This is a genomic window from Agromyces capsici (assembly GCF_058349965.1).
In genome coordinates this window covers 609,018-632,204 of sequence record NZ_JBYRET010000002.1, presented here as the reverse complement: position 1 = coordinate 632,204, position 23,187 = coordinate 609,018, and the positions used below count along the sequence as shown (strand labels likewise).

Genomic DNA, 23,187 nt, shown 5'->3' with positions numbered 1-23,187 from the left:
CTCCCCTACAGCCGCGCCGCGTGGATCGCGCTGACCAGGATGGCGCGCGCGCCGAGCGCGTAGAGCTCGTCCATGACGTGGTTCATCTCGGTGCGCGGGATCATCACGCGGACCGCGACCCACTCGGGGTCGTGCAGCGGCGACACCGTGGGCGACTCGAAGCCGGGTGCGACCTCGGTGGCCGCCTCGAGCTGCGCGACCGGCACGTCGTAGTCGAGCAGCACGTACTGGCGCGCCACGAGCACGCCCTGCAGGCGCCGCACGAGGGTCTGCGTGCCGGGCCGCTCGACGCCGGAGCCGATCAGCACGGCCTCGGACTCGAGGATCACGGGCCCGAAGATGTCGAGGCCCGCCTTGCGCAGCGTCGAGCCGGTCGAGACGACGTCGGCCACCGCATCGGCCACGCCGAGCCGCACCGCGGACTCGACCGCGCCGTCGAGCTTGACGAGCTTGGCGGTCACGCCGTGCCGCGCGAGGAAGTTGCCGACGAGGCCCGGGTAGCTCGTGGCCACGCGCACGCCGTCGAGATCGGCGAGCTCGGTGAACGCACCTGGCGCGCCCGCGAACCGGAACGTCGAGTCGCCGAAGCCGAGCGGCGCGATCTCGGTCGCCTCGGAGCCCGAGTCGAGCAGCAGGTCGCGGCCGGTGATGCCGACGTCGAGCGCGCCCGAGCCGACGTACGTCGCGATGTCGCGCGGCCGGAGGTAGAAGAACTCGACCCCGTTGCGGGGGTCGGCGACGATGAGCTCCTTGGGGTCGCGACGACCGGTGTACCCGGCCTCGTAGAGCATCTGCGCGGCGGTCTCGGAGAGCGAGCCCTTGTTGGGCACGGCGATTCGGAGCATTCCCTGGCTTTCGTGTCGACGGAACTGTTCTGCGGTCATGTGCGTGATCACAGATGTCGGTACACGTCGGCCGGGGTGAGCCCCTTCGCGAGCATGAGCACCTGGAGGTGGTAGAGGAGCTGCGAGATCTCCTCCGCCGTCTCGGCGTCGGTCTGGTACTCGGCGGCCATCCAGACCTCGGCCGCCTCCTCGACGATCTTCTTGCCGATGGCGTGCACGCCGGCGTCGAGCTGACGGACGGTGCCGCTGCCCTCGGGGCGGGTGCGGGCTTTGTCCTCGAGCTCGACGAAGAGGTCGTCGAAGGATTTCACCCGTCCAGCCTACCGATGCGCGTGCGGGTGCGACGCCACGGCGTCGCGCAGGAGCGCGATCTGATCCTCTGGCACGCCGCGGAACACGGCGGAGCCCGCGACGAACGTGTTCGCGCCGGCCGCGGCAGCGACGCCGATCGTGTCGGCGGAGATGCCGCCGTCGACCTGCAGCCAGACGTCGAGGCCCCGATCGGCGACCGCGTCGGCGACGCGCGCGAGCTTCGGCATGGTCTCGGGCATGAACGACTGGCCGCCGAAGCCGGGCTCGACGGTCATGACGAGCACCTGGTCGAACTCGTGCAGCAGCTCGAGGAACGGGTCGACGGGCGTGCCGGGCTTCAGCGCGATGCCCGCGCGCGCGCCGATGTCGCGCAGGCGACGCGCGAGCGCGATGGGATCGCGCGTGGCCTCGGCGTGGAAGGTGACCGACGCCGCGCCGACTTCGGCGTACCCGGGCGCCCAGCGGTCGGGGTCCTCGATCATGAGGTGCACGTCGAGCGGGATCGGCGTGACCTCGACGAGTCGCTCGACCATCGGCAGGCCGAACGTGAGGTTCGGCACGAAGTGGTTGTCCATGATGTCGACGTGCACGAGGTCGGCGCTGGCGATGCGGCCGAGCTCGCGCTCGAGGTTCGCGAAATCGGCGGCGAGGATGCTCGGGTTGATGCGCGTGGGCATGCTCCCGAGCCTACCGGCGCCCCGCTGGCCGATGACGCGCTCAGCGCTTGCGCACGAGCGCGATGAACATCGCGTCGGTGCCGTGCCGATGCGGCCACAGCTGCACCGTGCGTCCGTCGCCGGCGAGGTCGAGCGGATGGCGCGACAGCCCCTGCACGACCGCGGCCGTGTCGAGCTGCTCGGCCTGGGCTCCCCACCGCTCGAGTGCCCGGCCGAGCGTGCCGTGCGTCTCTGCGGTGTGCGGCGAGCACGTGACGTAGGCGAGCACGCCACCGGGGGCGAGCGCGCGGAACGCGGCATCCGCCAACTCGCCCTGCAGCGCCGTGAGCTCGGCGACGTCGGCCGGTGCCTTGCGCCAGCGGGCCTCCGGGCGGCGCCGGAGTGCGCCCAGCCCGGTGCACGGCGCGTCGAGCAGGATCCGGTCGAACCCGCCGGGCGCACCGAGCTCGGCCGGGTCGAGCTCGCGGCCGTCACCCTCGCGGACGGGCACGTCGAGCGGCACCGGCGCGATCGCGCGGCGCACCAGCTCGGCGCGAGCAGGGACGACCTCGTTCGCGACGAGCGCGGCGCCGCCGGCGCGCGCCTCGGCGGCCAGCAGTGCGGTCTTGCCGCCGGGCCCGGCGCAGACGTCGAGCCATCGTTCGCCCTCGCGCACGGGAGCGACCCGGCTGAGCGCGAGCGCCGCGAGCTGCGAGCCCTCGTCCTGCACGCGCACCCGGCCGGCGCGCTCCTCGACGACGCGCAGGGGCGCGGCGGCGGTCAGGCCGACCGGCGAGTACCAGTCGGGTTCGCCGAGCGTGTCGGCGTCGGCGACGAGTCCGGGCAGCGCCGCGAGGTTCACGCGCGGCGAGGCGTTGTCGGCCTCGAGCAGGGCGACGAGCTCATCGCCGCGGCCCTCGCGCTCGAGGGCGGCGCGCAGCGCCCGCACGACCCACACCGGGTGCGAGTGCACCGCGGCGAGGGCCTGGTCGGGCGAGCCCGCCTCGTCGGCGACGAGCTCGCGCCATCCGTCGGCCTCCCGGCGCGAGATGGTGCGGAGCACGGCGTTGACGAACCCGGCGGCCTTCGGGGCGACGCGGCGCGCGAGCGCCACCGACTCGTTGACCGCGGCGTGCGTGGCCACGCGCGTCGAGAGCAGCTGATGGGCGCCGAGGCGCAGCACGTCGAGCGCCGGCGGGTCGATCGCGTCGACCGGGCGCCCCGCCGCGAGCGCGATCACGGCGTCGTAGTAGCCCTGCCGCCGCAGCGTGCCGTACGTCAGCTCGGTCGCGAGCCCGGCGTCGGCCTCGGAGAGGCGCGCGCGCGTGATGCGGGCGGGCAGCAGCAGGTTCGCGTAGGCGTCAGAGTCGCGGACCGCCGCGAGGACCTCATAGGCGACCAGCCGCGCCGGCGAGACGGCGTCGCCCCGCCCCGGCGTCGCGGGTCGCCGGCCTCCGCGAGCGGTGGGCCTCGACCGCCCCGGGTCGCGACCGCGATCGTCGCTCATCGCGCCTCCGCCCGCTCGACGCCGAGCCCGCGCCACCAGTCGGCGGCGGCCATGGCCGTGCGCCCGGCCGGCTGCACGCGACGCAGCTCGAGCGCGCCGTCGCCGGTGCCGGCGAGCACGCGGCGACCGACCAGCCGCAGCTCCCCCGGTGCGAGCGCCGGCGCGCCGCCGGGGACGCCGACGCCGGCGTCGAGCACCTTCAGGCGGACGCCGCCGACCTCGGTGTGCGCGCCCGGTTCGGGCGTCACGCCGCGGTAGCGCGCGTCGACCTCGGCCGTCGGCCGGGTCCAGTCGAGGCGAGCGTCGTCGATCGTGAGCTTGGGGGCGAAGGTCGGCTCGCCGGACTGCGGCACGGCGAGCGCGGTGCGCCCGGCGATCGCGTCGACCACCTCGGCGACGAGGTCGGCGCCGGATGCCGCGAGCGACTCGAGCGCGAGGCCCGCCGTCTCGCCCGGCGCGACGGGTCGGGTGCGCGTCGCGTACACGTCGCCGGCGTCGAGCTCGGGCACGAGCCGGAACACGCTCGCGCCGAGCTCGGCGTCGCCTGCGATGAGCGCGTGCTGCACGGGCGCGGCACCGCGCCACGCGGGCAGCGCCGAGAAGTGCAGGTTGATCCAGCCGTGCGCGGGCGTCGAGAGCAGCGGCTCGCGGACGAGTCCCCCGTAGGCGACGATCACGCCGAGGTCGGGGCGGAGCGCCGCGATCCGCTCGGTCGCCTCGTCGTCGAGCTGGCGTGCGTCGATCACGGGGATGCCGAGGCGCTCGGCGGCCTGCGCCACCGGCGACGGCGTGAGCACCCGCTTGCGCCCGAGCGGCGCGGGCGGGCGGGTCACGACGCCGACGACCTCGTGCGGCGAGTCGGCGAGCCGGTCGAGGGTGGGCACGGCGGCGGCGGGCGTTCCCGCGAACACGATCCGGAGCTGGGGCACCACCCCATCATCCCAGCCGATCACGGCGGGCCGGGCCGGTGCTCACGACGATCGGCGATCACGGCAGGTCGGGATCGTCCATCCGCACGCGCAGCGTGGGCGGTCGCCCGGGCCGGCGGCCCGCCACAGGTCGCCGGCGCTCGGTGGCGGCGCGGATCGCCTCGGCCTTCAGGCGTGCAGCGACCTCGGCGCCCTGGGCGTACCCGAACCGCACGATCGCCCGTTCGAGCCCGTCGCCGGCCTCGGTCGGCCCGAGCACGTCGACGCCCTCGAGGCCGCTGAGGCGTTCGAGCCCGTCGGCGAGGCGCTCGCGGCTCGAGACGACCGAGGCCATCCGCACGGCGGGCGGGAATCGCAACGCCCGCCGGGTCTCGAACTCCTCGGCCGCCCACGCGGACTGCGTCCATGTCGCGAGCGCCGTGCCGAGGGCGCCGCCGACGCCGACGAGGAACACGGGTGCCCCCGGTGCCGCCAATGCCGCCGCGTTCGACCACCAGCGCAGGCAGTCCTCAGCCACGCGCAGCGACTCGCGCAGCAGCATCCGCTCGCCGTCGAGCAGCAGCACCGCACGATAGCCGCCGTCGGCGATCGGCTCGGCGCCGCGCGTCGCGACGACGAGCTGCGGCTCCGAACCGACACGGAGCAGAGGCCGCTCCCCGTCGGAGACGACGACGCGCGATCGGGGGAAGGCACGGCCGAGCTCCTCGGCCGTGCGGCTCGCGCCCACCACCGCGGCGCGCAGCTTCGTGCCCTCGCACACGCGGCAGCGCCATCCGTTCGCCGTCGTGCCGCACAGCACGCACGCGGCGGGCCCGCCCGATCGCGGGATCGCGAGCGCGCCGCCGCACGCCGTGCAGCGCGCCGGCTCGCGACAGCGGTCGCACACGAGCATGGGCGCGTGGCCGGGGCGCGCGACCTGCACGAGCACGGGGCCGTGCGCGATCGCCTCCTGCGCCTCGCGCCACGCGGCGGACGGGATGCGCGCACCGCCGCTCTCTGGCGCGGCCTGCTGCTCGGTGAGCACCACCCGGGGTCGCGCGCCGCGACGCAGCGGCACGTCGTGGACCCAGCCGAGCCCGACGAGCCGCTGCACCTCGACGCTGCGCGTGTGCGCGAGGAACACCAGCGCGGCGCCGCTCTGCTCCTGCCGGATCAGCGCGGCATCGCGCACGTGCACGCCCGGCGCGAGCGGCTCGGCCTGCAGCGGGTCGCCGTCGTCGAACACGGCGATCAGCCCCAGGCGGCTCGCCGGCGCGTAGACGGTCGATCGGCTGCCGATCACGATGCGGGCCGCGTCGCCCGTCGCGTCGAGGAAGGCGCGGTACCGTTCCGGCCCGGACTGGCGCGCGTCGGTGCGGAGCACGCGGCGCGGGTCGACGAGCGCGGCGAGCGCCGCCTCGAGTTGCTCCTGGTCGCGGTAGTCGGGCACCGCGATCACCGACGAGCGGTCGTGCGCGAGCGCGTGCGCCGCGGCCTCGGCGAGGGTCACGGCCCACGCGCCCACCCACGCGCCCGAGGGCAGCCGCACCGGGCGTGCGTCGGCGGCCAGCGCCATCCGCTCGCCCGCCGCGAGCCCGCGCTCGACGCGACCCGGCTCGTAGCCGTCGATCGCCGGTGCCGGCTCGGGCAGTCGCCCGGGCTCGCCCGGATCGTTCCGCCATGACTTCTCGGCGCGGACGTACCGGCCCGGGATCGCGAGGCGCAGGATGTCGCTCGCGTTGCCCGCCGCACGGTCGGCGGCGGCGCGCGCGAGGCGCCACACGTCGGGCACGAGCAGCGGCACGTCGGTGACGACGTCGTCGACCTCGCTCAGCTCGCCGCGGTACTCCGACCGGTCGGTGAGCTCGACGACCCACGCCTGGGCGATGCGCCCGCCGGAGCGCAGCGGCACGCGGACGCGCACGCCCGAAGAGACCGCACCGGCCAGCCGGTCGGGCACGCGGTAGTCGAGCAACTGGTCGAGCTGCGGCAGCGGCGAGTCGACGAGGACCCTCGCCACCGAGCCGCCGGCCACCTCAGAGCCCGGCGGCGGCGCGGAGGTCGTCGACGCGGTCGAGCCGCTCCCACGTGAAGGCGGGCAGCTCGCGGCCGAAGTGGCCGTAGGTGGCCGTGTCGACGTAGATCGGCCGCAGCAGGTCGAGGTCGCGGATGATCGCGGCCGGGCGCAGGTCGAACACCTCGCGGATGGCACCGATGATGCGCTCCTCGGGCAGGTGCCCGGTGCCGAACGTCTCGACGTAGAGGCCCACGGGCGCAGCGGCGCCGATCGCGTACGCGACCTGCAGCTCGAGCCGGTCGGCCAGGCCCGCGGCGACCGCGTTCTTCGCCACCCAGCGCATCGCGTACGCGGCCGAGCGGTCGACCTTCGACGGGTCCTTGCCGCTGAACGCGCCGCCGCCGTGCCGGCTCGCGCCGCCGTAGGTGTCGATGATGATCTTGCGGCCGGTCAGGCCGGCGTCGCCCTGCGGACCGCCGATCTCGAACCGGCCGGTCGGGTTGATCAGCACCTTCAGGTCGGGGCGCGACAGCTCGACGGTGTCGAGCACGGGCCGGATCACCAGCTCTTCGACCTCGGCGCGCAGCTGCTCGGTCGACACGCTCGTCGCGTGCTGCGTCGAGAGCACCACGGTCTCGATCGTGCGCGCGGTCTGCCCCTCGTACCCGACCGTGACCTGCGTCTTGCCGTCGGGACGGAGGTAGTCGAGCTCACCGTCCTTTCGCACGCGGGCGAGGCGCTCGGCGAGTCGGTGCGCCAGCCAGATCGGCACTGGCATGAGCTCGGGCGTCTCGCGCACGGCGTAGCCGAACATGATGCCCTGGTCGCCCGCGCCCTGCCGGTCGAGCTCGTCGATGCTCGCGCCCTCGCGCGACTCGTACGCGTGGTCGACGCCCTGCGCGATGTCGGGCGACTGGCCGCCGATCGACACGGAGACGCCGCACGAGCGGCCGTCGAACCACACGTCGGAGGAGTCGTAGCCGATCGAGGTGATGCGGTCGCGCACGATCGCGGGGATCTCGACGTAGCCGGAGGTGGAGACCTCGCCCGCGACGTGCACGAGCCCCGTGGTCACCAGCGTCTCGACGGCCACGCGTGCATGCGGGTCGACGGCGAGGAGCGCGTCGAGGATCGCGTCGGAGACCTGGTCGCAGATCTTGTCGGGGTGCCCCTCGGTGACGGACTCGGAGGTGAACTGGCGCAGTGCGCTCATGCGGGGTGGGTGTCCTTCGTCGTGGATGCGGCGCGGGCGTCGCCGGCGGCCGGGAGGCGCGCGGCGACGACGTCGAGGATGCCGTGCGCCACCGACATCTTGGTTCCGGATGCCTCGGCGACGACCTCGTCGGTGGCGTCGATGATCGCCACGGCGTTCTCGTCGGCGGCGAAGCCCTGCGTCCAGCCGACGCGGTTGACCACGAGCAGGTCGGCGCCCTTCGCCCGGCGCTTGGCGCGGCCGAGCTCGAGCAGCCGCGCGGGGTCGGCCTCGGTTTCGGCGGCGAAGCCGACGAGGAGCGTGCCGTCGTGCGGCATCTCGCCGAGACCGGCGAGGATGTCGGGGTTGCGGACGAGCTCCAACGTCATGTGGTCGCGTCCGTCGACCTTCTTGATCTTCGACTCGCTCACCGTCGCGGGGCGGTAGTCGGCGACCGCCGCGGCCATCACGACGACGTCGGCGCCGGCGAGGGCCTCGACCATCGCGTCGCGCAGCTCGAGCGCCGTCGACACGGCGCGGATGTGGCATCCGCCCGGATCGGCGACCTCGAGGTTGGCCGCGACGAGCGTGACCTCGGCGCCGCGCGCGGCGGCGGCCTCGGCGATCGCGACGCCCTGCTTGCCGCTCGAGCGGTTGCCGAGGAAGCGCACGGGATCGAGCGGCTCGCGCGTGCCGCCGGCGGACACGACGACGCGGCGCCCGGCGAGGTCCGCCGGGATGGCGCCGGACGACGCGGCGGACGGCGCCGCACCGGGCGCGCCGGCCGGCAGACCGTGCCGCTCGGCGACCTCGAGGGCCGCCGCGACGATCACGTCGGGCTCCTCGAGTCGCCCCGGTCCGATGTCGGTGCCCGTGAGCTGCCCGACGGCCGGGCCGACGATCGTCACGCCGCGCTCGCGCAGCGTCGCGATGTTGGCCTGCGTGGCCGGATGGTTCCACATCTCGGTGTGCATGGCCGGCGCGATGACCAGGGGCGCCTCGCTCGCGAGCACGGTGTTGCCGAGCAGGTCGTCGGCGAGTCCCGTGGCGAGCTTGGCGATGCTGTTCGCGGTCGCGGGGGCGATGACGATGAGGTCGGCCGCCTGGCCGATGGCCACGTGGCGCACCTCGGCGACGCCCTCGAAGAGGTCGGTGTGCACCGGGTTGCGCGAGATCGCCTCGAGCGTCGGGCGACCGACGAATCGCAGCGCCGACTCGGTGGGCACGACGTGGACGTCGTGCCCCGCGAGCACGAGCGAGCGCACCACCGACACGGCCTTGTACGCCGCGATGCCGCCGGTGATGCCGACGACGATGTTCAGCGCCATGCGCGCCTGCCGGCTACTCGCCGATCGGGCGGAGGCGCAGCTTGTCCTCGTTGACCTCGTGGAGGGCGACCGAGAGCGGCTTGTCGTCGATCGACGAGTCGACGAGCGGGCCCACGTTGTCGAACAGGCTGCCCTCGTGGAGGTCGGCGTAGTAGTCGTTGATCTGGCGCGCCCGCTTCGAGGCGAAGATGACCAGCTGGTACTTCGAGTCGACCTTCGACAGCAGGTCGTCGATGGGCGGGTCGATGATGCCGGACAGCTTCTCAGCCATGGAGGGACTCCTTCGAGTGGGGCGCACCGTCGGTGCGCGGAAGATCTTGGCGCGAGGCAGGCTGACGCCGACCCCGGCGAGGCCGCATCAAGTCTACGACCTTTTGCGCGGCCTCGCGGACCTCGTGGTTGACGACCTGGTGGTCGAACTCCTCGACGGCGGCCAGTTCGACCTTGGCGGTCTCGAGCCGGCGCTGCTGCTCGGACGGGCTCTCGGTGCCCCGGCCGACCAGTCGGCGGACGAGCTCGTCCCACGTCGGCGGCAACAGGAACACCAGCGTCGCCTCGGGCATCGCGCGGCGCACCGAGCGCGCGCCCTGAATGTCGATCTCGAGCAGCACGCTGTTCCCGGCGGCGATCGCCTGCTCGACGGCGCGACGCGGCGTGCCGTAGCGGTACGCGTTGTGCACGGTCGCCCATTCGAGCAGCTCGCCGGACTCGATCATCCGGTCGAACTCGTCGTCGGAGACGAAGAAGTAGTGCTCGCCCTCGACCTCGCCGGGCCGCGCCGCGCGCGTGGTCGCCGAGACGGAGAGCTTGACGTCGGGGTGGTGCTCGCGGATGTAGCCGGCCACGGTGCCCTTGCCGACCGCGGTCGGGCCGGCGAGCACGACGAGGCGGTCGCCGGTGCCGCCGTGGTCGGCGACCCAGTCGGCGGTGAACTCGCGCAGGCGGCGGCGCTGCAGGCGGCCCAGCCCGCCGAGGCGCTTGGAGGCCGCGATCTGGAGGTCCTCCATGATCCGCGCGCACTTGGTCTGGCCGATCGCGGGGATCGAGGTGAGGAACTCGGTGACCCGCAGTCGTCCCTCGACGCCCTCGGGCTCCTCGTAGGCGGCGCGCAGCACGTCGAGCGGGCTGCGCGCACCGTCGGCGACGTCGTGCTTCACGGCCGCACGGGCACGGCGCGCGGCGACGGCGGCGCGCGAGGCGGCGACGCGGTCGACCTCGGGCGGTGCGGAGGTCGCGGTGCGCTCAGACACGGGCGGCTCCGATCTCGTCGGCCCGGCGCACGATCGCCTCGACGAGTCCGTCGGGGCCCTCGCCGAGCAGCGACCGCGATTCACTCACGATGACGCCGGTCGCGAGCGAGCCGTAGATGGCGTCGAGGTCGCGCACGTCGGCGCCCTGGTGGCCGAAGCCCGGCGCGAGCACGGGCAGCGTGGGCGAGACGGGGTCGGCCGAGGTGTCGATGCCGGATGCCGCGAGGTCGACGGTCGCGCCGAGGACCACGCCGATCGGGCCGAACGGCCGGTCCGCGGCATCCTCGCGCGCGGCGTTCCACGCCGCGACGCCGCCGCAGATCGCGCCGGCGACCGTGTCGCCCTCGCGACTGGACTGCTGCAGCACCGCCCGCTGGATGGCGGCGGCCTCGGGGTTGGAGGTCGCGGCCAGGACGAAGAGGCCCTTGCCCGCGGCATCCGCTCGGCGCATGACCGACTCGATCGACCCCAGCCCCTGGTAGGCGCTGATCGTCATCGCATCGGACTCGAGACTCGAGCCGGGTCGCAGCCACGCCTCGCCGTACGCGTCGACGCTCGTGCCGATGTCGCCGCGCTTGACGTCGGCGATCACGAGCAGGCCGGCGTCGCGGGCCTCCGCGAGCACGCGCTCGAGCGCCGCGTAACCCGCCGAGCCGTGGCGCTCGTAGAACGCGACCTGCGGCTTCACGATGCCGGCACGACCGGACGCGGCGCCGACGACGCGCAGCCCGAACTCGCGCGCGCCCGCGGCCGAGTCGTCGAGCCCCCAGCGATCGAGCAGCGACGCGTGCGGGTCGATGCCGACGCACAGCCGGCCCCACGCCGTGAAGGCGCCGAGCAGGCGCTCGCCGAACGAGGCGGTCCCGTTCACGCGACCACCTCGGCCGCGCGACGCGCTGAGTACTCCTGCAGGCTGGTCACCTCGAACCCGCCCTTGACGGCGTCGAGCGAGGCGACGGCCGCCGAGAGCTCGGCGATCGTGGTGAACAGGGGGATGTCGGCTGCGACGGCGGCGGCCCGTATCTCGTAGCCGTCGGCACGCGCCGACCGACCGCTGGGCGTGTTGACGACCACGTCGATCTCGCCGCGGTGGATGAGCTCGACGACCGACGGGTCGGCCTCGTCGTGCTTCTCACTGAACTTCAGCACCGTGCCCGCCCGGATGCCGTTGCGGCGCAGCACCTCGGCAGTGCCGTCGGTGGCGACGAGCTCGTAGCCGAGCTGCTGCAGGCGCAGGATCGGGAGGATGATGGCGCGCTTGTCGCGGTCGGAGACCGAGACGAAGACGCGGCCCGAGAGCGGCATCCCGCCGTAGGCGGCGAGCTGGCTCTTCGCGAACGCGGTCGGGAAGTCCTTGTCGATGCCCATGACCTCGCCGGTCGAGCGCATCTCGGGGCCAAGCACGGAGTCGACCATGATGCCCTCACGGGTGCGGAACCGGTGGAAGGGCAGCACGGCCTCCTTCACGGCGACGGGGGCGTCGAGCGGCACGCGCGAGCCGTCGACCTCGGGGAGCATGCCCTCGGCGACGAGCTCCCGGACGGTGGCGCCGACCATGATGCGCGACGCGGCCTTGGCCAGCGGGATGCCGAGCGCCTTCGAGACGAACGGCACCGTGCGGCTCGCGCGCGGGTTCGCCTCGAGCACGTAGAGCACGCCGGCGCCAATCGCGAACTGCACGTTGAGCAGGCCCTTCACGCCGATGCCCTCGGCGATCAGGCGCGTCGCCTCGCGCACGCGGTCGATCTCGGCGCGGCCGAGCGTCACGGGCGGCAGGGTGCAGCTCGAGTCGCCGGAGTGGATGCCGGCCTCCTCGATGTGCTCCATGACGCCGCCCACGTACAGCTCGGTGCCGTCGTAGAGCGCGTCGACGTCGATCTCGATCGCGTCGTCGAGGAAGCGGTCGACCAGCAGCGGGTGCGTCGGGCCGACGATCCCGTGCCCCTCGATCCGCGCGAAGTAGTCGGCGAGCGAGGCCGTGTCGTACACGATCTCCATGCCGCGCCCGCCGAGCACGTAGCTCGGGCGGACCAGCACCGGGTAGCCGATCTGCTCGGCGACCTGCACGGCGCCGGCCACGTCGATCGCGGTGCCGTTGCGCGGGGCGAGCAGGCCCGCCCGGTCGAGGATCGCCGCGAACTGGCCGCGCTCCTCGGCGGAGTCGATCGCCTCGGGGCTGGTGCCGAGGATCGGCACGCCGGCCGCCTCGAGGCCCTTCGCGAGGCCGAGCGCGGTCTGGCCGCCGAGCTGCACGACGACGCCGACGAGCTCGCCGGACTGCGACTCGGCGTGGATCACCTCGAGCACGTCCTCGAGCGTGAGCGGCTCGAAGTAGAGCCGGTCGCTGGTGTCGTAGTCCGTCGAGACCGTCTCGGGGTTGCAGTTGATCATGATCGTCTCGAACCCGGCGTCGGACAGCGCGAACGACGCGTGCACGCACGAGTAGTCGAACTCGACGCCCTGGCCGATGCGGTTCGGGCCCGAGCCGAGGATGACGACCTTGCGGCGCTCGCTCGGCGCGACCTCGGTCTCGAGGTCGTAGCTGGAGTAGTGGTACGGCGTGAGCGCGGGGAACTCGCCCGCGCACGTGTCGACGGTCTTGAACACGGGCCGGATGCCGAGGATGTGGCGCACCTCGCGCACGTCGGCCTCGCCGAAGCCGCGCAGCTGGCCGATCTGGACGTCGGAGAACCCGTGCTCCTTCGCGAGGAGCATCGTGTCGGTGTCGAGCGCCCCAGCGGCCGCGACCTGCTCGGCGACCTCGTTGATCAGGACGATCTGGTCGAGGAACCAGGGATCGATCTTCGTGGCCTCGAAGGCCTGCTCGATCGTCGCGCCCTTGCGCAGCGCCTGCTGCACGAGCACGATGCGGCCGTCGGTCGGCACGGTGGCCGCCTCGAGCAGCTCCTCGACCGTGCGCGACTCGTCTTCCCAGTGGAAGCTCGATCCGCGCTTCTCGAGCGAGCGCAGCGCCTTCTGGAGCGCGGTCGTGAAGTTGCGGCCGATCGCCATGGCCTCGCCGACCGACTTCATGGTCGTGGTGAGCGTCGGGTCGGCGGCGGGGAACTTCTCGAACGCGAACCGCGGCACCTTGACCACGACGTAGTCGAGGGTCGGCTCGAAGCTCGCGGGCGTCACCTTCGTGATGTCGTTCGGGATCTCGTCGAGGCGGTATCCGATGGCGAGCTTCGCCGCGATCTTCGCGATGGGGAATCCGGTCGCCTTCGACGCGAGCGCCGACGAACGCGACACGCGCGGGTTCATCTCGATGACGATGATGCGCCCGTCGACCGGGTCGACGGCGAACTGGATGTTGCAGCCGCCGGTGTCGACGCCCACCGCGCGGATGATATCGATGCCGATGTCGCGCAGCTTCTGGTACTCGCGGTCGGTCAGGGTCAGCGCGGGCGCGACCGTGATCGAGTCGCCGGTGTGCACGCCGACGGGGTCGACGTTCTCGATCGAGCACACGACGACCGTGTTGTCGTGCGTGTCGCGCATGAGCTCGAGCTCGTACTCCTTCCAGCCGAGGATGGACTCCTCGAGGAGCACCTCGGTGGTCGGCGAGTCGTGCAGGCCCTGCGTCACGATGCGGACGAGGTCCTCCTCGGTGTACGCGAAGCCCGAGCCGAGGCCGCCCATCGTGAACGACGGACGGACGACGAGCGGGTAGCCGAGGTCCTTCGCGAACTCCTTGGCCTGCTCGAGGGTCGTCGCGACGTGCGAGCGAGCCACGTCGGCGCCGGCCTCGATCACGAGGTCCTTGAAGAGCTGGCGGTCCTCGCCCTTGCGGATCGCGTCGACCTTCGCGCCGATGAGCTCGACGCCGTGCTTGTCGAGGATCCCGGCGTCGTGCAGGGCGATCGCGGCGTTCAGCGCGGTCTGTCCGCCGAGCGTCGGCAGCACGGCATCGGGCTTCTCCTTGACGATGATCGACTCGATCACCTCGGGCGTGATGGGCTCGACGTAAGTGGCGTCGGCGAAGTCGGGGTCGGTCATGATCGTCGCCGGGTTCGGGTTGACGAGGATGACGCGCACCCCCTCCGCGCGCAGGACGCGGCAGGCCTGGGTGCCCGAGTAGTCGAACTCGGCCGCCTGGCCGATGACGATCGGGCCCGACCCGATGACGAGGACGGAATTGATGTCGTCGCGCTTGGGCATTACTCGCCGGCCTCCTGGCTGTCGTCGGTGGTCCTGCTCGCGATGACCATGTCGCGGAAGCGGTCGAAGAGGTAGTTCGCGTCGTGCGGTCCGGCGGCCGACTCGGGGTGGTATTGCACCGAGAACGCGGGGATGTCGAGGCAGTTCAGTCCCTCGACGACGTTGTCGTTGAGGCCGACGTGACTGACCTCGACGCGGCCGAAGCCCTGCGCCGAGTCGCTGACCCGGTCGGTCGGCGCGGCCACGGCGAACCCGTGGTTGTGCGCGGTGATCTCGACGCGGCCGGTCTCCCGGTCGAGCACGGGCTGGTTGATGCCGCGGTGGCCGAACGGCAGCTTATAGGTCTCGAAGCCGAGCGCGCGGCCGAGCAGCTGGTTGCCGAAGCAGATGCCGAAGTACGGCAGGCCCGCGCGGAGCGCGGTGCGCAGCAGGTCGACGTGCCGGTCGGATGCCCCGGGGTCGCCGGGGCCGTTCGAGAAGAACAGCGCGTCGGGTTCCAGCGCAAGCACGTCGTCGGCGGTCACGGTCTGCGGCAGCACGTGCACGTCGAACCCGCGCTCGGCGAGGTACTTCAGCGTGGAGGTCTTGACGCCGAGGTCGAGCACGGCGACAGAGCCGACGCGCTCGCCGACCGCGTCGAGCGAGTACAGCTCGTCCGTCGAGACCTGGCCCGAGAGGTTGCGACCGGTCATCTGCTCACCGCCCTGCACGAGCTCGAGCTGCTCACCCGGCGAGAGGTACGCCTCCTCGCCCGAGAACACGCCCGCGCGCATGGCGCCGAGCGAGCGGATGTGGCGCGTGACCGCGCGCGTGTCGATGCGGCTGATGCCGACGATGCCGGCCTCGGCGAGGTCGTCGTCGAGGCTCCGCTGCGAGCGGAAGTTGGACACCACGCGGGAGGGGTCGCGCACGACGAAGCCGGCGACCCAGATCTTCGACGACTCCATGTCGTCGTCGTTCATGCCGGTGTTGCCGATGTGCGGCGCGGTCATGAGCACGATCTGGCCCGCGTACGACGGGTCGGTGAGCGTCTCCTGGTAGCCGGTCATGCCGGTGGCGAAGACCGCCTCGCCGACGGTGCGTCCGCGCGCGCCGTAGGCGCGGCCCTCGTAACGGGTGCCGTCCTCGAGCACGAGCACCGCGCGGTCGAGGTCGACCGCGACGGGGGCCGCCTCGGCGTCGGCGGGAAGGGGAATCGGGGTCTCAGTCATCCGAGGCCTCGCTCTCTGCGTTCTCTGCGTCCGGCCGCAGCGCGACGGGCGCTGCGGCGATGTCGTTCAGTGCGGTGACGAGCCGGGCGGAGTCGCCCGGGTACCGGCACCGGAGGTAGCTGTCGACCCGGGTCGGCGTCTCGGGCTCCGACCGGTCGTCGACGATCCAGGTGAGGGCGACCAGGCCCTCGGGCTCGACCCCGCGATCGATCGCGTAGGTCGCGGTCCCCGCGCCCGCGATGCGGCCGGCGGGGATGAAACTGGGCTGCTCGCCCGCGATGCGCAGCAGCACGCCCTCGGCGTGCAGCTCGAGGCGTGCCGAGCCCCGGAAGGCCAGCCCCTCGACCGCGAGGCGCTCGAGCGGCTCGGCCTCGGGGGTGGTCGCCACGTAGAGCGCCTCGATCTCGAGGATCGGCGCGCCGAGCCCCGCGGGCGTCTCGTACGCCGTGAGCGACTCGTCGCGCACGGCGCGGTGCTGCCACGACCGCGCCATGAGCCAGCCCGCGACGCCGACGAGCACGACCGCGATGACCGTGCCGACGATCCAGCCGCTATCCACGCGCGACCTCCTCGGCCGGACGGACCGCGCCGTCGAGCACCGTCGGCACGCCGCGGTGGAACGTCGCGACGACCCGGCCCGGGAGTGTGCGGCCGAGGTACGGCGAGTTGACGCTGCGGCCCGCGAGCCGGCCGATGCCGAACTCCGCCGACGCCGCCGGGTCGACGAGCGTCAGCTCGGCGGCGGAACCCGCCGCGACCGGCTCGCCGTGCCCGGCCAGCCGGCCGATGCGCGCGGGCGTCGCGGAGAGCACGCGCGCGACATCGGCCCAGCCCATCAGGCCGGTGTCGACCATCGTCTGCTGCACGACCGAGAGCGCCGACTCGAGGCCGACCATGCCGTTCGCTGCGGCATCCCACTCGCACTCCTTCGCCTCGACGGGGTGGGGTGCGTGGTCGGTCGCGACGATGTCGATCGTGCCGTCGGCGAGGGCCGCGCGCAGCGCCTCGACGTCCTCCTGCCGGCGCAGCGGCGGGTTGACCTTGTAGCGGGGGTCGTAGCCCGCGACGAGCTGCTCGGTGAGCAGCAGGTGGTGCGGGGTGACCTCGGCGGTCACGTCGATGCCGCGGGCCTTCGCCCAGCGGATGACCTCGACCGAGCCCGCCGTCGAGACATGGCACACGTGCAGGCGCGAGCCGACGTGCTCGGCCAGGAGCACGTCGCGCGCGATGATCGACTCCTCGGCGACCGCCGGCCACCCGGCGAGCCCGAGCTCGCCCGAGAGCGCGCCCTCGTTCATCTGCGCGCCCTGGGTGAGTCGTGGCTCCTGTGCGTGCTGGGCGATCACGCCGTCGAAGGCCTTGACGTACTCGAGCGCGCGGCGCATGAGCAGCGGGTCGAAGACGCAGAAGCCGTCGTCGCTGAAGACCCGCACGCGGGCTCGCGACGCGGCCATCGCGCCGAGCTCGGCGAGCTGCTCGCCCTTGAGCCCGACGGTCACGGCGCCGATCGGCTGCACGGTCGCGTAGCCCGCGGCCTCGCCGAGCGAGAGCTCCTGCTCGACGACGCCGGCGGTGTCGGCGACGGGGAACGTGTTCGCCATCGCGAAGACCGCGGTGAAGCCGCCGGCCGCGGCCGCCTGCGTTCCGGTGAGCACGGTCTCGCTCTGCTCGTAGCCTGGTTCGCGCAGGTGCGTGTGCAGGTCGACCAGCCCGGGGAGGGCGACGAGCCCGTCGGCGTCGATCACCGTCGCGCCCGCGACATCCGCCACCGACCCGACCTCGGCGATGCGCCCGCCCTGCAGCAGCACGTCGGCGCGCTCGCCCGTGGGCAGCGCGGCCCCGCGGATGAGGAACGACTCGCTCATCGGACCTCACCCCGCTCGCCGGACAGCAGCAGATAGAGGGCGGCCATTCTCACTGATACTCCGTTCGCAACCTGCTCGCGCACCGTGGACTGCGTGGAGTCGGCGGCGCGGGCGGCGATCTCGAGCCCGCGGTTCATGGGGCCCGGATGCATGACCATCGTAGTCTCGGGAAGCTGGGCGAACCGGTGGTCGTCCAGCCCCCAGGTGCGCGCGTATTCGCGGCTGTTCGGGAAGAACGCGCCCTGCATGCGCTCCGCCTGGATGCGGAGCATCATCACGACATCGGGGTCGCTCGCGAGCGCGCGGTCGAGGTCGTACCCGATGCGCGCCGGCCAGCCGCTCACGTCGACGGGCACGAGCGTCGGCGGCGCGACGAGCGTGACCTCGGCGCCGAGCGTCTCGAGCAGCCACACGTTCGAGCGGGCGACGCGCGAGTGCAGGATGTCGCCGACGATCACCACGCGCACGCCGTCGAGGTCGCGGCCCCGCGAGGCCGCCCCGTGCAGTCGGCGGCGCATCGTGAACGCGTCGAGCAGCGCCTGCGTCGGGTGCTCGTGCGTGCCGTCGCCGGCGTTGACCACGCCCGCGTCGATCCATCCGCTCGTCGCGAGCGTGAACGGCGCTCCCGACGAGGGGTGCCGGATGACGACGCCGTCGGCGCCCATCGCCTGGAGGGTCTGCGCGGTGTCCTTCAGGCTCTCGCCCTTGGAGACGCTCGAGCCCTTGGCGCTGAAGTTGATGACATCGGCCGAGAGCCGCTTCGCGGCGGCCTCGAACGAGATGCGCGTGCGCGTGGAGTCCTCGAAGAAGAGGTTCACGACCGTGCGGCCGCGCAGCGTCGGCAGCTTCTTGACCTCGCGCTCCTGGACGGCGGCCATGTCCTCCGCGACGTCGAGCAGGCCGATGGCCTCCTCGCGCGCGAGGTCGCGCGTGCTGAGCAGGTGCCTCATGCGTCGCCCCCGTCGATCGTGACCGCGTCGTCGCCGTCGATCTCGGCGAGGTGCACGTTGATGCGCTCGCGGGCCGAGCTCGGCAGGTTCTTACCCACGTAGTCGGCGCGGATCGGGAACTCGCGGTGGCCGCGGTCGACGAGCACGGCGAGCCGTACCGCGCGGGCCCGGCCGAGGTCGGCCAGCGCGTCGAAGGCGGCGCGGATGGTGCGGCCCGAGTAGAGCACGTCGTCGACGAGCACCACGACCCGGCCGTCGATGCCGTCGCCCGGCACCTCGGTCGGGTGCGGGGCGCGCACGGGATTGCGGCCCAGGTCGTCGCGGTACATCGTCACGTCGAGCGCGCCGGCGGGCACGTCGACGCCGGCGATGCGCGAGACGATGCGGGCGAGTCGTTCGGCCAGCACCACGCCGCGCGTGGGGATGCCGAGGAGGACGAGATCGTCGGGGCCCCGATTGGCTTCGAGGATCTCATGGGCGATGCGGGTCAGCGCCCGCTCGAGGTCAGCCTGCTGCAACACGGTGCGCACAGCGATGCGGACTCCCTTCTCCGCCTCACGGGACGGGCTTCAAGGTTGTCGGTCGATCCATCCTACCAGCGCCGCGACGGGTCGGTCGGATGTCGCGGCTCCCGCGACACGAGCCGCTCATCCGCTACGTTGCGGGCATGCGATCGCATCCTGGCCGCGTCGTCGCGGTGACCCTCGCCATGCTCGCCGCCGTGTGGGCGTTCGTGCTGCTGCCGCCCCAGCAGCACGCGTGGTCCGGCGCCTACGCGATGCCGCGGTGGCTGCTCGTGCTCGACGAGCTGCCGCCGTACGACGCGGTGCGGGGATGGCTCGTGGCGCTCGGGCAACCCGACTTCTACCTCGTGTTCGGCGCCGCGGCATCCGTGTCGTTCGCGCTCATCTGGCTCGCCACGGGCCCGGCGTTCGCCGCCCTCGGCTGGTCTGGCCGCGTGCTCGGATGGCTCGTGCTCGCGGGTGCGCCCATCACCCTGCTGAGCTACCTCAACCACGCCGACGGCGCGCCGCTGCGGTTCCTCTGGGGCGCGGAGGCGTTCGTGCTGCTGGCCGTCGGCATGTGGGCGATCGTCGTCGCGATCGTCGCGCCCCGGGGCGCCGCCATCCGGGTGTGGGAACGGGCGCTCGTCGGCGCCACGCTCCCGATCATCGTGGTGTCGACCCTGCTGCTCACGTACTGGCCGCACGGGTCGCTCGTCGGGCTCGGACTCGAGGCTGCGGCCCTCGCGGCGTGGGGAGTCCGCACGGATCGGGCGTCCGTCGAGGAACCGGTCGCCGCTCAGGGCGTCTGAACCGTCGCGCCGACGCGGACGGGGCGGGATGCCGCGCATCCCGCCCCGTCCGCGTGGTCCGGACCCCGCCGGCTCATCGAGTGCGCGCCGACCCGCGCAGCACGCGCGACGCGACCACGAGGGCGGCGGCCACGAGCACGACGTTCTTCGCCACGTACTGGCCGAGCAGCGTCGGGCCGGCGGCGGTGACGAGCTCGTCGGTGAAGAACACGACCGGGGAGAAGATGCCGACGAACGCGACCGCGAGGACGACGAGCCCGAGCCGGGCGAATCGGCCCGAGATCAGGAGCGCTCCGGCGACCGTCTCGATGATCGCCGTCAGCACGAGGGCCAGCTGGCCGCCGACGAGGCCGAACGTCAGGACGCCCCACGTCGCCTCGACGAGCGGCTCGACCGGGCTGACGCCCGGGAAGAACTTCAGCACGCCGAAGGCGACGAACACGGCGCCGAGCGCGACGCGAAGGCCCGGGACGCTCCAGCGCTCGAGGACGGCCTTGAGCGCAGCCTCGGCGGCGGCGAATCGGGCGAGGAGCGAGCGGACGCCGGTGGCGGCGGGTCGGTGCGCGACCGGCTGCAGTCGGGTGGGTGCGGACAGGGTGGACATGCGGTGCTCCTTCCAGAGCGGAGATCGTGACGGTGGTGGTGACCGTGATGGCCGAGGCGCCGTGCGGCGCGATGTCCACCAGTGAACCGCCCGGCCCCCTGGCCGCGGATCCGGGCGCATCCCGGACCGAAGCGAGGGATCGCCCTCCGTTTCCGCGGGGGTTCGCCCTGACCGCGCCTCAGGGTCGTGCGCCCTTCGCCCCTGTTCGGGGGCCGCGCCGGTCGGCGGCGCCGTGGTGCCATCGGGCATGGCCGACGTGATGATCGCGGTGATGCCGTTCGCGGGCCACGTCGCGCCGCTGGCGGCGGTCGCGGCCGCGTTCGTCGACGCGGGCCACGACGTGCGCGTCTACACGGGCCGCGCCCACGCGGCCCGCTTCGAGGGCCTCGGCGCGGAGGTCGTGACCTGGTCGCGCGCGCCCGACTTCGACGAGCACGACCTCGCTCCGACGTTCCCGATGCTGCGCGGACGCAAGGGGCCGATGCAGGCGATCGCGAACATCGAGCACGTGTTCATCCGCACGGCCGCCGCGCAGGGCGACGACCTCGTCGCCGCGTATCGGGACCGCCCGTGGGACGTGATCGTCGCCGACGGCCTCAGCCTCGGCGCGCGCTTCGCGTCCGAGCACACCGGCACGCCGTGGGTGACCGTCGCCATCGTGCCCCTGACGATCCCGACGCCGGAGCTTCCGCCGCCGGGTTTCGGGTTCCCGCCCGCCCGCGGACCGCTCGGTCGCGTCCGGGATCGCCTCCTCCACCTGATGCTCGGCCTGGCGACCCGCAGCCTCCGGCACGCGTACGACGAGCAGCGCACGGTGTCGGGACTGCCGCCGTCGACGGTCCCGTTCGAGATCGCGTTCTCGTCGCCCCACCTCGTCTGCGCATCAGGGATCCCCGGCCTGGACTGGCCGCGGCGCGGATGGCCCGTGCCGATCGAGTACGTCGGCGCGCTCGCGCCGACCGGCCGCGACGATGCGACGCTGCCGCCGTGGTGGAGCGACCTTCCCGCGGACCGGCCGATCGTGCACGTGACGCAGGGGACGCTGAACGTCGATCCCGCCGATCTCATCCGGCCCGCGTTCGCCGCGCTCGGCCGGCAGCCGGTCTCGATCGTGGCGACCACCGGGCGCGCCGACGCGCCGGAGCTGCCGTTCCCGGGCCCACCGAACGCGTACGTCAGCGGGCTCGTCGACTACGCGGCGCTCCTCCCCCGCCTCGACGCCATGATCACGAACGGCGGGTGGGGCGGCGTCCTCGCCGCGCTGTCGCACGGCGTACCGCTCATCGTCGCCGGCGGCGACCTCGACAAGCCCGAGATCGCCGGCCGTGTCGCGTGGGCCGGTGCGGGCATCGACCTGCGCACGGGCACACCGACGCCTGCCACGATCCTCACGGCGTGGCGGAAGCTGTCGAGCGACCCGGGCTATCGCCAGAACGCCGAGCGCCTCGGTCGGGAGCTGCGACGCCACGACGGGCCGCGCGAGGTGGTCGCCCACACGATGGCGCTGCTCGACCGGTTCGCCCGGGTCGACTGACGCGGCCGGTCGTCGGTCGGGCTCAGGCCTTCGCGTGCGAGATCGCCGCGAGCAGGCCGTTCACGAAGCCGGCCGAGTCGTCGGTGGAGAGCACCGTGGCCGCCTCGACGGCCTCGCTGATGGCGACCGGGTCGGGCACCTCGTCGTTGTAGACGATCTCCCACACCCCGATGCGCAGCAGCGCGCGGTCGACCGCGGGCATGCGCTCGAGGGTCCAGCCGCGCGAGTGCGTGGTGATGAGCTCGTCGATCTCCTCGCGGTGGTCGACGACGCCGTCGACGATCTCGCGGGCGTAGAGCCAGGACGCCTGGCGCTCGGGTTCGTTCACGGCGCGCTCCGCCTCGGCGACGAGCAGTTGCTCGACCGGAACCTGGCGCATGTCGGCCGCGTAGAGCAGGTCGAGGGCGCGCTTGCGCGCCTTCGTGCGGGCGCTCACTAGTCGTTCACGCGCCCGAGGTACTCGCCCGAGCGGGTGTCGACCTTGACCTTGGTGCCGGCCTCGAGGAACAGGGGCACCTGGATCTCGTAGCCCGTCTCGACGGTCGCGGGCTTGGTGCCGCCGGTCGAGCGGTCGCCCTGCAGGCCGGGCTCGGTGTAGGTGATCTCGAGCACGACCGAGGCGGGCAGGTCGATGTAGAGCGGGTTGCCGTTGTTCAGCGCGATGGTGACGGCCTGGTTCTCGAGCATGAAGTTCGCGGCGTCGCCGACGATCGTCGCCGGGACGGTGATCTGGTCGTAGTCGGTCGTGTCCATGAACACGAAGCCGTCGCCGTCGTTGTAGAGGTAGGTGAAGTCGCGGCGGTCGACGTTCTCGATGTCGATCTTGGCGCCGGCGTTGTAGGTGCGGTCGACGACCTTGCCGCTCACGACGTTCTTCAGCTTGGTTCGCACGAATGCACCGCCCTTGCCGGGCTTGACGTGCTGGAACTCGATGACGCTCCAGAGCTGGCCGTCGATGTTCAGGACGACGCCGTTCTTGATGTCCGCGGTGCTTGCCATGGGTGTTCCGTTCAGTGGTGGAGAGAGGGAAGTCGAGGGGCGCACGACGAGGGTGCGACCGACCGAGTCTAGTCGAGGACTACCGATGCCGCAGAAGCCAGTCGACCGCGAGCCGGTATGAGTCGGCGCCGAACCCGGCGATCACGCCCGTGGCCACACCCGAGATGACGCTCGTGTGCCGGAACGCCTCGCGCGTGTGCGGGTTGGAGAGGTGCACCTCGACGAGCGGCACGCCCGCCGTCTTCAATTGCGCCGCGGCATCCCGCAACGCGTAGCTGTAATGGGTGAACGCCGCCGGGTTCAGCACGACCGGCGTGCCGCGGTCGACCGCCTCGTGGATCCAGCCGATCAGCTCGGCCTCGTCGTCGGTCTGGCGCAGGTCGATCTCGACGTCGTCGGGCACGGATGCCGCCAGCCCGGCGCCGATGTCGGCGAGCGTCTGCGAGCCGTACACCTCGGGCTCGCGCGAGCCGAGCCGGCCGAGGTTGGGCCCGTTGAGGACGAGGATCGTGGTCATGCTCGAAGCCTAGCCA

General features: G+C 73.1%; 22 protein-coding genes and 1 pseudogene. 2 read left to right on the top strand and 21 right to left on the bottom strand.

Going from position 1 to position 23,187, the window contains the following annotated elements; translation table 11 throughout:
• Positions 1-5: 5 nt before the first annotated feature.
• From hisG to pyrR, 17 genes and pseudogenes are all read right to left on the bottom strand, one after another.
• Entirely contained in the window at positions 6-845 is an 840-nt protein-coding gene (gene hisG, locus AC3RKB_RS16730) for an ATP phosphoribosyltransferase (RefSeq protein ID WP_491437874.1), read from the bottom strand.
• 47 nt (positions 846-892) lie between these two features.
• Positions 893-1,156: a phosphoribosyl-ATP diphosphatase gene (locus tag AC3RKB_RS16725; protein WP_491437368.1), complete on the bottom strand. Its 264-nt coding sequence runs from the start codon at positions 1,154-1,156 to the stop codon at positions 893-895.
• Between the two features lie 9 nt (positions 1,157-1,165).
• Positions 1,166-1,834 (bottom strand): ribulose-phosphate 3-epimerase, encoded by a 669-nt coding sequence (gene rpe / locus AC3RKB_RS16720; protein WP_491437367.1) that lies wholly within the window; start codon positions 1,832-1,834, stop codon positions 1,166-1,168.
• 40 nt (positions 1,835-1,874) lie between these two features.
• A complete protein-coding gene (locus tag AC3RKB_RS16715; RefSeq protein ID WP_491437366.1) occupies positions 1,875-3,320 on the bottom strand; it encodes an RsmB/NOP family class I SAM-dependent RNA methyltransferase in 1,446 nt (481 codons plus the stop codon).
• Entirely contained in the window at positions 3,317-4,249 is a 933-nt protein-coding gene (fmt, locus tag AC3RKB_RS16710; RefSeq protein WP_491437365.1) for a methionyl-tRNA formyltransferase, read from the bottom strand. The genes AC3RKB_RS16715 and fmt overlap by 4 nt, the downstream gene beginning before the upstream one ends.
• A gap of 58 nt (positions 4,250-4,307) precedes the next feature.
• On the bottom strand, positions 4,308-6,248 hold the full coding sequence (locus AC3RKB_RS16705; protein ID WP_491437364.1) for a primosomal protein N' family DNA-binding protein: 1,941 nt from the start codon (positions 6,246-6,248) through the stop codon (positions 4,308-4,310).
• Between the two features lie 16 nt (positions 6,249-6,264).
• On the bottom strand, positions 6,265-7,458 hold the full coding sequence (metK, locus tag AC3RKB_RS16700) for a methionine adenosyltransferase (protein ID WP_491437363.1): 1,194 nt from the start codon (positions 7,456-7,458) through the stop codon (positions 6,265-6,267).
• A pseudogene (locus AC3RKB_RS16695) lies at positions 7,455-8,771 on the bottom strand (bifunctional phosphopantothenoylcysteine decarboxylase/phosphopantothenate synthase); the annotation flags it as partial. The gene metK and the pseudogene AC3RKB_RS16695, both read right to left, overlap by 4 nt.
• A gap of 7 nt (positions 8,772-8,778) precedes the next feature.
• Positions 8,779-9,036, bottom strand: a complete 258-nt coding sequence (gene rpoZ, locus AC3RKB_RS16690) for a DNA-directed RNA polymerase subunit omega (protein ID WP_092669843.1) — start codon at positions 9,034-9,036, stop codon at positions 8,779-8,781.
• The gene (gene gmk / locus AC3RKB_RS16685; protein ID WP_491437362.1) at positions 9,029-10,015 is read right to left on the bottom strand and encodes a guanylate kinase; all 987 of its coding nucleotides are present in this window, start codon (positions 10,013-10,015) and stop codon (positions 9,029-9,031) included. The genes rpoZ and gmk overlap by 8 nt, the downstream gene beginning before the upstream one ends.
• Positions 10,008-10,886, bottom strand: a complete 879-nt coding sequence (gene pyrF / locus AC3RKB_RS16680; RefSeq protein ID WP_491437361.1) for an orotidine-5'-phosphate decarboxylase — start codon at positions 10,884-10,886, stop codon at positions 10,008-10,010. Before pyrF ends, gmk begins: the two co-directional genes overlap by 8 nt.
• On the bottom strand, positions 10,883-14,176 hold the full coding sequence (gene carB / locus AC3RKB_RS16675; protein WP_491437360.1) for a carbamoyl-phosphate synthase large subunit: 3,294 nt from the start codon (positions 14,174-14,176) through the stop codon (positions 10,883-10,885). Before carB ends, pyrF begins: the two co-directional genes overlap by 4 nt.
• The gene (gene carA / locus AC3RKB_RS16670; RefSeq protein ID WP_491437359.1) at positions 14,176-15,387 is read right to left on the bottom strand and encodes a glutamine-hydrolyzing carbamoyl-phosphate synthase small subunit; all 1,212 of its coding nucleotides are present in this window, start codon (positions 15,385-15,387) and stop codon (positions 14,176-14,178) included. The genes carB and carA overlap by 1 nt, the downstream gene beginning before the upstream one ends.
• Complete coding sequence (locus tag AC3RKB_RS16665; RefSeq protein WP_491437358.1) at positions 15,380-15,946, bottom strand: PH-like domain-containing protein; 567 nt, start codon at positions 15,944-15,946, stop codon at positions 15,380-15,382. Before AC3RKB_RS16665 ends, carA begins: the two co-directional genes overlap by 8 nt.
• A complete protein-coding gene (locus AC3RKB_RS16660) occupies positions 15,939-17,252 on the bottom strand; it encodes a dihydroorotase (RefSeq protein WP_491437357.1) in 1,314 nt (437 codons plus the stop codon). Before AC3RKB_RS16660 ends, AC3RKB_RS16665 begins: the two co-directional genes overlap by 8 nt.
• On the bottom strand, positions 17,249-18,202 hold the full coding sequence (locus tag AC3RKB_RS16655; protein WP_491437356.1) for an aspartate carbamoyltransferase catalytic subunit: 954 nt from the start codon (positions 18,200-18,202) through the stop codon (positions 17,249-17,251). The genes AC3RKB_RS16660 and AC3RKB_RS16655 overlap by 4 nt, the downstream gene beginning before the upstream one ends.
• Entirely contained in the window at positions 18,199-18,738 is a 540-nt protein-coding gene (gene pyrR, locus AC3RKB_RS16650; RefSeq protein ID WP_491437873.1) for a bifunctional pyr operon transcriptional regulator/uracil phosphoribosyltransferase PyrR, read from the bottom strand. Before pyrR ends, AC3RKB_RS16655 begins: the two co-directional genes overlap by 4 nt.
• Before the next feature lie 131 nt (positions 18,739-18,869).
• On the opposite strand from pyrR, the gene AC3RKB_RS16645 reads away from it, so the two are divergent.
• Positions 18,870-19,517, top strand: a complete 648-nt coding sequence (locus AC3RKB_RS16645) for a hypothetical protein (RefSeq protein ID WP_491437355.1) — start codon at positions 18,870-18,872, stop codon at positions 19,515-19,517.
• Between the two features lie 73 nt (positions 19,518-19,590).
• Here AC3RKB_RS16645 and AC3RKB_RS16640 read toward each other — a convergent pair whose 3' ends face one another.
• Positions 19,591-20,121 carry a DoxX family protein gene (locus tag AC3RKB_RS16640; protein WP_491437354.1) on the bottom strand — a complete coding sequence of 177 codons (531 nt, stop codon included), beginning with the start codon at positions 20,119-20,121 and terminating at the stop codon, positions 19,591-19,593.
• 247 nt (positions 20,122-20,368) lie between these two features.
• Here AC3RKB_RS16640 and AC3RKB_RS16635 point away from each other — a divergent pair, with 247 nt between their 5' ends.
• Entirely contained in the window at positions 20,369-21,655 is a 1,287-nt protein-coding gene (locus tag AC3RKB_RS16635) for a nucleotide disphospho-sugar-binding domain-containing protein (RefSeq protein WP_491437353.1), read from the top strand.
• A 22-nt stretch (positions 21,656-21,677) separates the two neighbouring features.
• Here AC3RKB_RS16635 and nusB read toward each other — a convergent pair whose 3' ends face one another.
• The 3 genes from nusB to AC3RKB_RS16620 form a co-directional block, all read right to left on the bottom strand.
• On the bottom strand, positions 21,678-22,091 hold the full coding sequence (gene nusB / locus AC3RKB_RS16630; RefSeq protein ID WP_491437352.1) for a transcription antitermination factor NusB: 414 nt from the start codon (positions 22,089-22,091) through the stop codon (positions 21,678-21,680).
• Positions 22,091-22,654: an elongation factor P gene (gene efp, locus AC3RKB_RS16625; protein ID WP_491437351.1), complete on the bottom strand. Its 564-nt coding sequence runs from the start codon at positions 22,652-22,654 to the stop codon at positions 22,091-22,093. Before efp ends, nusB begins: the two co-directional genes overlap by 1 nt.
• Before the next feature lie 79 nt (positions 22,655-22,733).
• Entirely contained in the window at positions 22,734-23,171 is a 438-nt protein-coding gene (locus AC3RKB_RS16620) for a type II 3-dehydroquinate dehydratase (protein WP_491437350.1), read from the bottom strand.
• Positions 23,172-23,187: the final 16 nt, after the last annotated feature.